The following is a 12,250-nucleotide window of genomic DNA, read 5'->3' as shown; positions in this document are numbered from 1 at the left end:
GCGGGGGCCGGTGCGTCCGGGGGACGGCACCGGCCTCTCTGTCTCGTTTCCACGCCCTGTTTCCCCTGCCTCTTGTCCCGTGATCACGGGAAACATCCGGTATGTCATGCCGCAGATCTGGCCATCGCCCCCGGGCGGCGGGACGATGGTGGACGTGGAGCCCTACTGGGAGTTGACCTTCGACGCCGACGGGGACGTCGACGCCGCGCAGCGCGACCGGCTCCTGTCCGGCGCGGAGGACAAGCGCATCACCGACCTCCTGGTGTTCGCGCACGGCTGGAACAACGACCAGCGGCGTGCCCGCGCGTTGTACCAGCGCTTCTTCACCCCCTTCGCCTCACTCACGGCCCCGGACGTACGCCTCGGCTACGTCGGCGTGCTGTGGCCCTCGATGCGCTTCCCCGACGAGCGCGTCCCGGACTTCGAGCCGTCCGCGGCCGCCAGGGCCCCCGGCGTTCCCGGGGCCGCCGCCGTGCCGCCCACGCTCGACGAGCCGACGCGGCAGCTGCTCGCCCAGGTTTTCCCGGGCCCCGAGCAGACGGCCCGGCTCGACCGTGCGGCCCGGTTGCTGGAGGAGCGCTCCGAGGTCCGCTCCCGGCTCGACGAGTTCGCGCGGCACGTGCGCGACCTGGTGGCGGTGCACGAGAGCAGCCCCGCGCACGAGTTCGCCGACGACACGGGCGCGGGCGAGCCCGCGATGCTCACCGACGACGCCGTCGAGGTCTGCGAGGTCCTCACCGCCGCCCTGGAGAGCGCGGGCTGCCCCGAACTCCTCGGCGGGCTGCGCAAACGGCTCTGGCACGGCGCCCGCGAACTGCTGCGCCAGGGCTCCTACTACGCGATGAAGCGCCGCGCGGGAGCCGTCGGCCAGCTCGGCCTCGGGCCCGCGCTCGGACTGCTCTGCGCCCGTGTGCCCCGCCTGCGGGTGCATCTGATCGGGCACAGCTTCGGCGCCCGCCTGGTGTCGTACGGACTGCGCGGCATGCCTGCCGGGGCGGACGGTGTGAAGTCGGCGACGCTGCTGCAAGGCGCCTTCTCGCACTACGCGTTCAGCGAGCGGCTGCCGCACGACCGGTCGCGCGGCGGCGCCCTGCACGGGGTGCAGCAGCGCGTCGACGGGCCGCTGGTCGCCTGCTACTCATCGCACGACGACGCCCTCGGCAAGCTCTACCCGCTCGCCTCCAAGCTCGCCGGGGACTCCGCGAGCTTCCTCGCCCTGTGGGAGCGGTGGGGCGCCGTCGGGTTCGACGGAATCCAAGCCACGGACAGCGCCCGGCGCGTGCGGCTGGGCGCCGCCCTGCCCCGGCGGGGGTGCGTGAGCGTGGACGCCGCCGCGGTGGTGAGGCGGGGTGGCCCTCCCAGCGGGGCTCATAGTGACATCTGCCATCAGGAGTTGGTTCGGGTCGTGTGTGCGGCCGGGCGGATGGGCGTCGTGTGAGCGCCGTTGGGGTGTGGTGGGTGGGAAGCTGCGCGTCCGTTGTGGCTGGTCGCGCAGTTCCCCGCGCCCCTTCGGGGCCCGGCTAGCGGTGCCGGGGGAACTCCACCACCTGCTGGTACGTCGGGCGGTTCTGCCACTGGATCGCGCGGTGCGTGATGCCGCCGAGGGGGCGGTGGATCACCGCGTCCGCGCACCACTGGTCGCCCGCCTTGCAGGCGGCGTCACCGGGATAGACCGCTGACGCCGGTACGGCGAGGGCCTGCTTGAGGGTGGTGAGGAGCGTCTCGCGGCAGGCGTCGAGCGTGCCGCCGCCGCAGTGGGCGGTGCGGCTCCAGCCCTCGACGGGCCGCCCGAGGACGGTCCGCAGGTCCTTGTCGACATAGCCCCACCAGCCGTACTGGAAGGCGGATCCCGCGTGCGCGCCGGTCGGCCCGTGGCCCGCCGAGGGCGCCTCGTCGACGCCGAGCTGCGCGGTCAGCGCGTCGTAGAGGCCCTTGCCGAGCCCCGGTGCGAAGGCGGCCTCGACGAGCCTCGGCCACCAGGCGTCCATGACGCGCACGGCGTCGGGGTGCGCGTAGGTGTGCGAGCCGCGCGCGGTCTCCTTGCGCTGGGCGCCCGCCTTGCGCCAGGCCTCCAGCTGCTGCACGGCCCCGGCCAAGTCGGGGTCGTCGACGGCCTTGGTGCCGATGACGTCGAGCAGTTCCGGCAGGACCTGTTCGCCGCGCAGATCGGTGACGGCCGCGTCGGCCATGGCCCGGGTGAGCGAGGCCCGGGTGACGCCGCCGTCCTTGACGAGTGCCTTGACCCGGTCGTCGAGCAGGTCGCCGCGGTGCACGGCGCCCATGCCGAAGCCGCCGGAGGCGTAGTCGGTGGCCTGTTTGTTGTTCCAGGAGATGTAGTAGTCCTGGTTGACGGACTGCGGGTGCGCGGCGGGCGGCGTCTGCGCGGAGGTGTTGTCCCGCGGGTCGAAGTCCCGCCACTCGTAGGCCTGCTGTGCGTGGACGGGGAAGGCCGGGTCGACGCCGGCGGCGCGCTCGGGGTTGGCGCCGCTGTTGTAGTACGCGGTGTCGCGGGAGTCGGCGTAGAACCAGTTGAAGGCGTAGGAGATGCGCTGGGCCGCCTCCTTGAAGGACGCGGCGTCCTTGACGTGGCCGGGGTCGTTCAGCATCTGGAAACCGATGATCGAGTCGGCCTCGTGGCGGTAGGTGGAGCGCAGCGAGATGTAGGCGACGGGCTTGCCGCCGATCGTGGCGCGGTGCGTGACGATGCCGAGTTGCGTGCGGAACACCTGCATGCGGTAGGAGCCCGCGGCGGTGGAGTCGGCGACGGTCGGCTTCCAGGCGTTCTTGCGCTCCAGCTTCTCCATGGGCGTGCAGGTGCCCCGGAAGCGGTAGTGCGCCGACTGCTTGGTGGGGCTGCCCCCGCCCGGTTCGCACAGCTCGACGGCGTAGGTGTCGGTGATGTCCTGCGTCGCGGAGGTCGCCGACCACGCGTAGTCCTGGCCGCGGCCGAGCTGCACGTACATGCCGACGCCCGCGAAGGACACGCCGCGCGCGCTGATGCCGGGCCCCTGGAGCTCCTGCTGCATGAGGAGCTGCGGGGCGAAGTAGCCGGTCTGCGGGCCGAAGACGGCGACGGGGTGGCCGCTCGCGGTGTGCTTGCCGGAGACGAGCAGGGCGTTCGACATGCCCTTGCGCTGCCCGGCCCTGCCGAACAGATCGGCGGGCAGCACCCCGTCGTCGTACATCCCCTGGAGGGGTGTGAGCTTCTTCGGGGCCGCGACGGGGTCCTTGGCCGGTGTCCGCGCGCCGCCCTCGCGGTCGAACACGAGCTGTTCGCGCTGGACCGAGCCCGGGTCGGGCAGGGCGGTGCCGCGCGGCTCGTCGGGCTTGCCCGCGTACGGGAAGCGGGTGCCGTCGTGGACGGTCTGTACGGTCTCCGGGTCGTTGCGGGCGCGGAAGTCCTCCCAGATCCGGCTGCCCTTCTCGACGCCGTACTTGTTCTGCGCGGCGAGCAGCGAGAGGGCGGACTCGACCTCTCCGCCGCCGCCGTTGCCGAACAGGCCGCCGACCACGGACGCCAGGGCGATCATGTCGGTGACCTTGAAGGGCTCGATCTCGCCGACGTTCGTGATCGCGTCGATCTTGCCGGTCAGGACGTACTCGCCGGGGAAGTAGCGGCCGTTCTTGGACTGCTCGCGGTAGGCGTTGAGGCCGTCGATGTAGGCCTGCGCGTCCGCCATGGCCTGCCGGCCGCGCTCGCCCTGGGTGTTCCTGATGTACTCGACCTGCCGCTCCAGGTCCTGCTCGGTGTACGGGGCCTGCGGCCAGAACTGCTGCTCGAGGCCCTGGTTGGCGGGCGCGCCGCCGGCGAACGGGGTGAGCTGGCCGCGGCCGATGTGCCGGAACAGGTCGATGAGCCAGAGGCGGTCCTGGCCCGCGGCGTAGCCCGCGCCGAACTCGGTGCCGTAGCGGGTGCTGCCCTGGATGTGCGGGACGCCGTACTTCTTGTCGCGCGTGATGGTCACGTCGTCGCGCGGCCTGGTGACGGAGGCGACCTGGTCCGGCTCGACGCCGAAGGAGGCGTCGTCGAAGAACTCGCCGAGCTTGTCGTCGGTCAGCGACGGATAGCCGCTGGCCAGCGCGTCGTACGGGCCGAGCTGGTCCTCGGCGTGGGCGGGCTGGGTGCCGAGGAGGCGGTGGCTGAGGATCTCCGCGAGCGTGGCGTTGCCGCTTGCGCCCGGCGGCAGGACGTCCGCGCACCGGCCGTCGCAGAAGTCGGGGGCGGCGGGCGGCGGCTCGGCGGCGGCCGCGCCGGGGCCGGGCGCGAGCAGCAGGGAGGCGCCGAGGGCCAGGGCCGCCGTGGTGGTGAGGGTTCTGAGCCGTGCGCTGCGTGGTCGCATGGATGCTCCTCCGGATGGCCGTCGCGGCGGAGGTTACTGCTGGGTTGTCGAACCTGAAAGATGAACAACCGTCGCCTTTTCACAACCGCCACAAGCCGCTGGTCCCGCACGGCCGCACGCGCGGTCCGCGATGCGCGCGGGGGCTCGCTCCGGACCTGTGCCAAAGCTGTGCGTGACCTGTGCGCGCCGTCCCGCACGGCACCTCCACATTCCTCACGCATTGACGCTGACCTGCGGGGAACGCGCTGATGAGTAGCCATCGGAAATCGGATGGCACCAAATCGCGTGTCGATACGTCTACTCGATGTCCGCCGGGTCACTGGCGACGTCCGAGAAGTGTGACGGAGGTGCAGGGCGATGGCCGGATTCCGGAGTCTCGCGAGACAGGTGCGTGACCCGCACAGCGACTTGGCGCTGCGGCGGTACTCACTGCGCAAGTGCTTGGAGAGATTCGCCCCCTACGGCCACCGGGCGACCTGGGACCACCTGTGCTCCCGCGCGGGTTTCGGTCCCGAGGACCGGTCGCCGGACCCCGCGCGGCTCGTCGCCGCGCTCGACGAACTCCAGGCGGCCCGCACCGTGTGGCTCGCCTATGAGGAGAGCTTCGCGCGCCGCCGCCGCAGGGAGAAGCACGACGGCCTGCGGCGCCCCGGCAGTGTCGACGACTGGCACCGCTGCACGTGGGGCGGGCACGGGGTCGCCTGGTGCGACGACCCGGACGTGCACCCCTCCGCGCCGCTCGCGGACGTGCTGCGCAAGCTCATCACCGCACTGGAACGAGAGCCGGGCGCCGCCTGCCCCGTGTGCGGCGACACGGCCCTCGAATGGCGCTACGGCCTGGCGCACGTCCCGTCGGCAGGCCCCGTCTGCACCGGCTGCGGCATCGTGGTGCCCGCGCCGGTCCTCACCCCCGAAGCGGTACGGCGGTCGCGGTCGCGGTCGCTGGTGTCCGTCTGAGGGACAGCCGAACCTAGGGCCTGACGACGTCCGTCTGGATGGCCAGCTTGAACTCGGCCAGGACGAGCGGCGCGGTGATCTTCACGTCGCCCGGACCGCGCGCGGATATCTTCAGGCCCACCGGTGTCCCCCGGTGCACGAACATCTGCCACTGGTACGTGCGGTACTGACCGCCGCGGGTGGGCACGAAGTCGGCGGTGGCCGTGGAGTCGTAGCCCGTCGACAGGTCCAGCGGGTCGCGCACGAAGCGCGCGCGGTACTCCGTCGGCCTGCTGTCGGGCTCCCAGAAGACCATCGCCGACAGCGTGCCCCACCCGTCGTGGCTGGGCCAGATCAGGCCCGAGCGCGCGTCGGGGAACTTCGACGGCTTGGTGGCGCCGTGCAGCGGGTCGTGCATGCGCCAGGCGTCGTACGCCTCCTCGTCCGCGTCGTACGGAAAGCGCACCAGGTGGTACCCGTCGCTGTCGTACGTGATCCGCTGCCGTCCCGAGCGGGCGGCCTCCCATTTCAACGAGCAGATGGCAACGCTCATCGGCTCTCCCCGTGTGTGTGGTCATGGCGTCCTGCCCCGCGGCGGCCAAGCGGTCGCCGCCGGAGCGCGTGACGTACATGTACACCCCCCGGCCGCGCGCGGAAAGCCCCGGGCGCGCCGGGGACCGGCGGCCGCGGGACCCCGGGGAGCGGCGCGGGCGGGGTCAGTGCGCGGCGCGGCGCTCGTTGAGGAGGCGGGAGCCGACGAGGCGGTCGCCGAAGACGTCGTCGGGGTTGGACAGGACGCAGGTCTCCAGGGACAGACAGCCGCAGCCGATGCAGTCCGTGAGGTGGTCCCGCAGGCGGCCCAGCTGCTTGATGCGCTCGTCGAGTTCGGACCGCCAGGTCTGGGAGAGCCGGGACCAGTCAGCCCGGGTCGGCGTCCGCCCCTCCGGCAGCTCCGCGAGGGCGTCGCGGATCGTCGCGAGCGGGATGCCCACCCGCTGCGCGGCCCGGATGAAGGCGACGCGGCGCAGTGTGTCCCGGCTGTAGCGGCGCTGGTTGCCCGAGGTGCGGCGGCTGCTGATGAGCCCTTTGGTCTCGTAGAAGTGCAGCGCGGAGACGGCGGCGCCGCTGCGCGCGGACACCTGGCCGACGGTGAGTTCGTGGATCTTCTCTGGGATCTGGGGCACCCCTCGGAGCCTACTGGTCGGTGCGTTGACACCGGTGGGCACACCCCGCATGCTGAGCAAGCGCTTAGTCTCATCCATCCCTGGGAGGTCGCACATGGCAGAGCCGAGGATCTTCACGTCAGCCGAGGAACTGCGCGCCGCGGTCGGCGAGCAACTGGGGCACAGCGACTGGCTGGAGGTCGACCAGAAGCGGATCGACCTGTTCGCGGAGGCCACCGGCGATCACCAGTGGATCCACGTGGATCCGGAGCGGGCGGCGTCGGGCCCGTTCGGCGCGACGATCGCGCACGGGTATCTGACGCTCGCGCTGCTGCCCGCGCTCGTCCCGCAGGTGCTGCGGGTGGAGGGCATGCGAATGGGCCTCAACTACGGCACGAACAAGGTGCGGTTCCCCTCCCCCGTACCCGTCGGCTCGCGGCTGCGCGCGACCGTCGCGCTGACGGAGGTGGAGCCGACGAAGGACGGCGGCGTACAGGTGACGGCGGCGGTCACGGTGGAGCGCGAGGACGGCGACAAGCCCGCCTGCGTGGCGGAGTCGGTGTCGCGCTACTACTTCTGAGCGGCCGCCGCTGAGCACTTCTGAGCAGCTGCTGAGCGGCTACTTCTGGGCCGCCCCCACCATCCGCAGCACGAGGTCGGCGTAGAGCGCGCCGACCTCGTCCGGCGTCCGGTGGCCCGCGGCGTTGAACCAGCGGGCCACGTCGATGCACAGGGAGAGCACGGCGAGGGTGGTGCCGGGGACGTCGGGGACGTCGAACTCGCCCGCGCGCACGCCGTCGTTGATGATCTCGCGCACGGCGGCGTCGGACTTGCGGCGCAGCGCCACGATCTCGGTGCGGTGCTCGGGGCCGAGCGCGTCGAGTTCGTACTGCACGACGCGCGCGGTCATGTGGTGCCCGGCGTGCCAGCGCACGAAGGAGCGCACGGCGTCGGAGAGCCGCTCGGCGGCGCTGCCCCCGCCGTCGGCCGCGGTGCGCAGGATGGCCAGGGCCTTGTCGTGGCCGAGCCTGCTGATGCGGTGGAGGAGCTCTTCCTTGGTCTTGTAGTGGATGTAGAGCGCGGCCGGGCTCATCCCGGCGCGGCCCGCGATGTCCCGGGTGGTCGTGGCGTGGTAGCCGCGCTCGGCGAAGGCCTCGACGGCGGCGATCAGCAGCCGCCTCGCCGCGTCGGGACTGACCTCGGCCCACGGCTGTTCCTCGCCGAGGGTCTCCTTCGCCGCACCCATGCGCGCTCCTTCCACCGCTTTGGACCGTCACCCTACCCTGAGGGTGAGCAAGCGCTTAGGCAAGTGTGCCGAGCGCATCCGGAGCGCGGAGCGGCCGGTCAGAAGGCGGAGACCCCGGTCAGCGCGCGCCCGATCACCAGTTTCTGGATCTGGCTCGTGCCCTCGTAGAGGGTCATCACGCGGGCGTCGCGCACGAGCTTGCCGACGGGGTACTCGTCGATGTAGCCGTAGCCACCGAAGACCTGGAGCGCCTGGTTCGCGGCGCGCACGGCGGCCTCCGACGCGAACAGCTTGGCCTTGGACGACTCGGTGGCGAACGGCAGGCCCCGGTCGACGAGGTCGGCGACCCGCCAGGTGAGCAGCCGGGCCGCGTCCACGTCCACGGCGATGTCGCTGAGCAGCTCCTGGACGAGCTGGTGGTGGGCGATGCTCCGGCCGAACTGCTCGCGCTCGGTCGCGTACGCCACCGCCGCGTCGAGGGCGGCCTGGGCGATGCCCACGCAGCCCGCCGCCACCGACATCCGGCCCTTGGCGAGGGCCGCCATGGCCACCGAGAACCCCTTGCCCTCGGGCCCGAGCAGCGCGCTCGCGGGCACCTTGACGCCCTGGAGGACCAGTTCGGCGGTGGCCTGGCCGCGCAGGCCGAGCTTGCCGTGCACGGCGCGCCGGGTGAGGCCGGGGGTGTCGGTGGGCACGAGGAAGGCGGAGACGCCCCTGTGCCCCGGGGCGTCGTTCGTCCGCGCGAACAGCAGGACCACGTCGGCCCAGGTGCCGTTCGTGATGAACATCTTGGTGCCGTCGACGACGTACGAGCCGTCGCTGTCGCGGACGGCCCTGGTGGTGAGGTTGCCCGCGTCCGAGCCCGTCCCCGGCTCGGTGAGCCCGAAGCAGCCCACGGCCGTGCCGGAGGTGAGAGCGGGCAGCCAGCGCCGCTTCTGCTCCTCGTCGCCCCAGGCGGCGATGGACTTGGCGACGAGCCCGAGGGAGACCGAGACGATGCCGCGCACGGAGGAGTCGCCCCGGCCCAGCTCCTCGGTCACCAGGCAGTACGCGAGGTGGTCGCCGCCGCTGCCGCCGTACTCCTCGTCGATGGTCAGGCCGAGGAAGCCCACGTCGCCGAGCTTGCGCACGATGGCCGCGTCCACGCTCTCGGCCCGGTCCCAGGCGGCCGCGTGCGGGGCGATCTCGCGCTCGACGAAGTCCTTGGCGAGCCGCCTGACGGCGTCCTGCTCCTCGCTGAGCTCCAGGTTCATCGAAGCCTCCCCGCCCGACGGAGTTTTAATTAGCACTGCTAGTTTTTTCTCGCAGCCCTACTATGTGCCGCATGGCCCGACCGCGCAAGCCCCTGCTCAGCCGCGACCGCATCGTCGACGCGGCGCGTTCCCTCGTGGACGCCGAGGGCCTCGCCGCGGTCTCCACCCGCCGCCTCGCGGCCGAACTGGGCGTCAGCGGGCCGTCCCTCTACAACCACTTCGCCACCAAGGACCAGATCCTGGAGGCGGTGGCGGACTCGGTCAGCGCGCAGGTCGACCTGTCGATGTTCGAGGACGGCCGCGACTGGCGCGCCGCGCTGCACGACTGGGCCGTCTCCTACCGGGCCGCGCTCACCCGGCACCCGAACATCGTCCCCGTCCTCGCCCGCGGCCCCGGCCGCCGCCCCGCGGGCCTGCGCCTCGCGGACGCGATGTTCGGCGCCATGGTCGACGCGGGGTGGCCCCCGGCGCAGGCCACGTCGATCGGAGCGCTGATGCGGTACTTCATCATGGGCTCCGCGCTCGGCTCCTTCGCCGGCGGCTTCGTCGACGACGAGGCCGCGTACGACCCGGCCGACTACCCCCACCTCGGCCAGGCCCATCTCCTCGCGGAGCACCAGGAGCTGGTGGACGAGCGGGCCTTCGACGCGGGCCTCACGGCGCTCCTCGACGGGCTGGCCCTGCAGTACGAGAGGGTGACGCTGCGCGCGGGGTGACCGGGGCCGCGGCGCTGCGGCGCGGCCCTCAGAACACCACAAGGGCCCGGCCGCCCCTGCCCGCCTCCATGTTCGCGAAGGCCGTCGGGATGCCCTCCAGGCCGATCCGGTCCGTCACCATCAGGCCCAGGTCGAGGCGGCCCGCGCGGACGTGGTCGGCGAGGACGGGGACGTCCCGGGCCGGGTCCGCGTTGCCGTAGACGCAGCCCGAGAGGGTGCGGCCCCAGTGGAAGATCTCCAGGGCGTTGAAGGTGACCTGCTGGTCCTTGCCGCCGATGCCGACGACCGTGGTGCGGCCGCCGCGGCGGGTGGACTCCCAGGCGGTGCGGATCGTGACCGCGCGGCCCACGCACTCCACGGCCACGTCGACGCCGTGGCCGCCGGTGAGGTCGCGCAGGTCGCGGGCCGTCCTGTCGGAGGCGACCACGTAGTCCGTGGCCCCGGCCGCGCGGGCCAGGGCCTCCTTCCCCGCGGACACGTCGACCGCGAGCACCCGTGCCGCCCCGGCGATCCGCGCCGCCTGGAGCGCGGCCAGGCCCACCCCGCCCACGCCGAGCACGGCGACCGTCTCGCCCGCGCGGACGCGCGCCGCGTGGTGCACCGCGCCGTAGCCGGTGAGGACGGCGCAGCCGAGGAGGGCGGCGTCGGCGAGGGGCACGCCCCCGGGCGCGGGCAGGACGCACCCGGCCGCCACCACCGTCTCCTGCGCGAACGCGGCCACGTTCAGGCCGGGGTGCAGGTCGGTGCCGTCGGCGCGGCGGGCGTACACGGCGCCCGCGCCGGTGAGCGCGTTGCCGCACAGCCAGACCTCGCCGAGGCCGCAGGCGTGGCAGTCGCCGCAGGACGGGGCCCAGTTGAGGACCACGCCGTCACCGGGCGCGACCCGGGTGACGCCCTCGCCCACGGCCACCACCGTGCCCGCGCCCTCGTGGCCGAGCACCGCGGGGACCGGCACGCGCATCGTGCCGTTGGTCAGGGACAGGTCGGAGTGGCAGACCCCGGCGGCGGCCAGGCGCACCCGCACCTGGCCGGGCCCGGGGTCGGGCAGCTCGATGTCGGTGATCTCCAGCGGCGAACCGATGGCGGGCAGTACGGCGGCGCGGACCACGGGGGCGAAACCTCCACAGGAGTGGGAAGGGCTGTCAGGAGAGGCGGCCGGAAGCCGTCAGGAGAGGCGACCGGAAGCCGTCAGGAGAAGCGGGCGGAACTAGAACTGGAGCGACTTGGTCTGGAGGTACTCCGCCAGGCCGTGCCGCCCGAGTTCGCGGCCGACGCCCGACTGCTTGTAGCCGCCGAAGGGCGCGAGCGGGTTGAAGCCGCCGCCGTTGATGTCGACCTGGCCGGTGTCGAGGCGGCGGGCGAAGGCGGCCGCCTCCGCGTCGTCCGCCGCCCACACCGCGCCCGCGAGGCCGTACACCGTGCCGTTGGCGATCGCCTCGGCCTCGGCCTCGTCCTCGTAGCGGATGAGGGAGACGACCGGGCCGAAGATCTCCTCCTGGGCGATGGTCATGTCGGGGGTGACGTCGGCGAAGACGGTGGGGCGCACGTAGTAGCCGCGCTCGCGCGGCGCCTCGGGGCCGCCCGCCACCAGGCGCGCGCCCTCCGCCACGCCCCGGTCGATGTAGCCGCGCACGCGGTCGCGCTGCTTCTCGCTGACGAGCGGGCCGATGCGCTCGGCGTACTTCTCGGCCGCCGGGGCGGCGAGCCGGACCGCCTCGTCGTACTGCGAGGCGTGCACGAGCATGCGGGTCCAGGCGCTGCACGTCTGGCCGGAATTGGCCATGACGTTGGCGACGCCCACGTTCACGGCCCTGGCGAGGTCGGCGCTCGGCAGGATGACGTTGGCGGACTTGCCGCCGAGTTCGAGGGCGACGCGCTTGACGGCCGCGCCCGCGATCGCGCCGATCCTCCTGCCGACCGCCGTGGAGCCGGTGAACGAGACGAGGTCCACGCCGTCGTGCTCGGCGAGCGCCTGGCCCGCGACCGGGCCGACCCCCGTGACCAGGTTGAACACCCCCGCGGGCAGGCCCGCGTCGTGCACGATCTCGGCGAACAGGCGGGCCGTGAGCGGGGTGTCCTCGGCGGGCTTGAGCACCACGGTGCAGCCCGCCGCGAGGGCCGGGGCGACCTTGGCGACGATCTGGTGGAGGGGGTAGTTCCAGGGGGTGATCGCGCCGACGACGCCCACGGGCTCGGAGAGGACGGTGGAGTTGCCCACCTTCTCCTCGAAGGGGTGGGTGGCCGCGAGTTCCGCGTACGAGCCCGCCACGAGGATCGGCACCCCGGCGTGGACGGCCTCCGCGAACGGCAGCGGGGCGCCCAGTTCGGCGGCGACCGTCCCGGCGATCTCGGCCTTGCGGGCGACGAGGCCGTCGCGGATCGCGGCGAGCCGCGCGGCGCGCTCCGCGGGCGGGGTCGCCCGCCAGCCGGGGAGCGCCTCGCGCGCGGCCAGGACCGCGGCCGCGACGTCCTCGGCGGTGCCCGCGGGGACGCGGGCGATGACCTGCTCGTCGGCCGGGTTCACCACCGGGGTCGTGTCCTGGGTGGCGGCGGGGCGCCACTGCCCCGCGATGTACATGCCGGTGTGGGGCTTCAT

11 protein-coding genes are annotated in these 12,250 nt (G+C 73.2%); 4 read left to right on the top strand and 7 right to left on the bottom strand.

Annotated elements, in window-relative coordinates:
• The first annotated feature begins 106 nt into the window (after window positions 1-106).
• On the top strand, window positions 107-1,438 hold the full coding sequence (locus AC5WAM_RS32790; protein ID WP_495519748.1) for a serine-threonine protein kinase: 1,332 nt from the start codon (window positions 107-109) through the stop codon (window positions 1,436-1,438).
• A gap of 82 nt (window positions 1,439-1,520) precedes the next feature.
• On the opposite strand, the gene AC5WAM_RS32785 is transcribed toward AC5WAM_RS32790, so the two are convergent.
• A complete protein-coding gene (locus AC5WAM_RS32785; RefSeq protein ID WP_495519747.1) occupies window positions 1,521-4,340 on the bottom strand; it encodes a penicillin acylase family protein in 2,820 nt (939 codons plus the stop codon).
• A gap of 357 nt (window positions 4,341-4,697) precedes the next feature.
• Between AC5WAM_RS32785 and AC5WAM_RS32780 the strand changes: the two genes are divergently transcribed.
• On the top strand, window positions 4,698-5,297 hold the full coding sequence (locus tag AC5WAM_RS32780) for a hypothetical protein (protein ID WP_366789626.1): 600 nt from the start codon (window positions 4,698-4,700) through the stop codon (window positions 5,295-5,297).
• Between the two features lie 13 nt (window positions 5,298-5,310).
• On the opposite strand, the gene AC5WAM_RS32775 is transcribed toward AC5WAM_RS32780, so the two are convergent.
• A complete protein-coding gene (locus AC5WAM_RS32775; RefSeq protein WP_366789625.1) occupies window positions 5,311-5,829 on the bottom strand; it encodes a hypothetical protein in 519 nt (172 codons plus the stop codon).
• Window positions 5,830-5,992: 163 nt separating this feature from the next.
• Window positions 5,993-6,460, bottom strand: a complete 468-nt coding sequence (gene soxR / locus AC5WAM_RS32770; protein WP_366789624.1) for a redox-sensitive transcriptional activator SoxR — start codon at window positions 6,458-6,460, stop codon at window positions 5,993-5,995.
• 94 nt (window positions 6,461-6,554) lie between these two features.
• On the opposite strand from soxR, the gene AC5WAM_RS32765 reads away from it, so the two are divergent.
• Window positions 6,555-7,019, top strand: coding sequence for a MaoC family dehydratase (locus AC5WAM_RS32765; protein ID WP_242715931.1), 465 nt, complete (start codon window positions 6,555-6,557; stop codon window positions 7,017-7,019).
• 39 nt (window positions 7,020-7,058) lie between these two features.
• Here AC5WAM_RS32765 and AC5WAM_RS32760 read toward each other — a convergent pair whose 3' ends face one another.
• Window positions 7,059-7,685 (bottom strand): TetR/AcrR family transcriptional regulator, encoded by a 627-nt coding sequence (locus AC5WAM_RS32760; RefSeq protein ID WP_495519746.1) that lies wholly within the window; start codon window positions 7,683-7,685, stop codon window positions 7,059-7,061.
• Window positions 7,686-7,783: 98 nt separating this feature from the next.
• Window positions 7,784-8,938 (bottom strand): acyl-CoA dehydrogenase family protein, encoded by a 1,155-nt coding sequence (locus AC5WAM_RS32755; protein ID WP_366789622.1) that lies wholly within the window; start codon window positions 8,936-8,938, stop codon window positions 7,784-7,786.
• A gap of 71 nt (window positions 8,939-9,009) precedes the next feature.
• Here AC5WAM_RS32755 and AC5WAM_RS32750 point away from each other — a divergent pair, with 71 nt between their 5' ends.
• Window positions 9,010-9,654 (top strand): TetR/AcrR family transcriptional regulator, encoded by a 645-nt coding sequence (locus AC5WAM_RS32750; RefSeq protein ID WP_495519745.1) that lies wholly within the window; start codon window positions 9,010-9,012, stop codon window positions 9,652-9,654.
• Between the two features lie 28 nt (window positions 9,655-9,682).
• Here AC5WAM_RS32750 and AC5WAM_RS32745 read toward each other — a convergent pair whose 3' ends face one another.
• A complete protein-coding gene (locus AC5WAM_RS32745; RefSeq protein ID WP_495519744.1) occupies window positions 9,683-10,762 on the bottom strand; it encodes a zinc-binding dehydrogenase in 1,080 nt (359 codons plus the stop codon).
• Window positions 10,763-10,861: 99 nt separating this feature from the next.
• Complete coding sequence (locus AC5WAM_RS32740; RefSeq protein WP_495519743.1) at window positions 10,862-12,250, bottom strand: aldehyde dehydrogenase family protein; 1,389 nt, start codon at window positions 12,248-12,250, stop codon at window positions 10,862-10,864.

This window comes from Streptomyces sp. JLYT201 (assembly GCF_059448825.1).
Note: the sequence above shows the minus strand (reverse complement) of the source record. Positions and strands in the feature narration are given on the sequence as shown.

Bases quoted from the DNA above. Each gene is read 5' to 3' on its own strand.
- AC5WAM_RS32755 (WP_366789622.1), bottom strand. From the start codon at position 8,938: ATGAACCTGGAGCTCAGCGAGGAGCAGGACGCCGTCAGGCGGCTCGCC.
- AC5WAM_RS32750 (WP_495519745.1), top strand. From the start codon at position 9,010: ATGGCCCGACCGCGCAAGCCCCTGCTCAGCCGCGACCGCATCGTCGAC.
- AC5WAM_RS32790 (WP_495519748.1), top strand. From the start codon at position 107: ATGCCGCAGATCTGGCCATCGCCCCCGGGCGGCGGGACGATGGTGGAC.
- AC5WAM_RS32740 (WP_495519743.1), bottom strand. From the start codon at position 12,250: ATGAAGCCCCACACCGGCATGTACATCGCGGGGCAGTGGCGCCCCGCC.
- AC5WAM_RS32780 (WP_366789626.1), top strand. From the start codon at position 4,698: ATGGCCGGATTCCGGAGTCTCGCGAGACAGGTGCGTGACCCGCACAGC.
- AC5WAM_RS32765 (WP_242715931.1), top strand. From the start codon at position 6,555: ATGGCAGAGCCGAGGATCTTCACGTCAGCCGAGGAACTGCGCGCCGCG.
- AC5WAM_RS32785 (WP_495519747.1), bottom strand. From the start codon at position 4,340: ATGCGACCACGCAGCGCACGGCTCAGAACCCTCACCACCACGGCGGCC.
- AC5WAM_RS32775 (WP_366789625.1), bottom strand. From the start codon at position 5,829: ATGAGCGTTGCCATCTGCTCGTTGAAATGGGAGGCCGCCCGCTCGGGA.
- AC5WAM_RS32760 (WP_495519746.1), bottom strand. From the start codon at position 7,685: ATGGGTGCGGCGAAGGAGACCCTCGGCGAGGAACAGCCGTGGGCCGAG.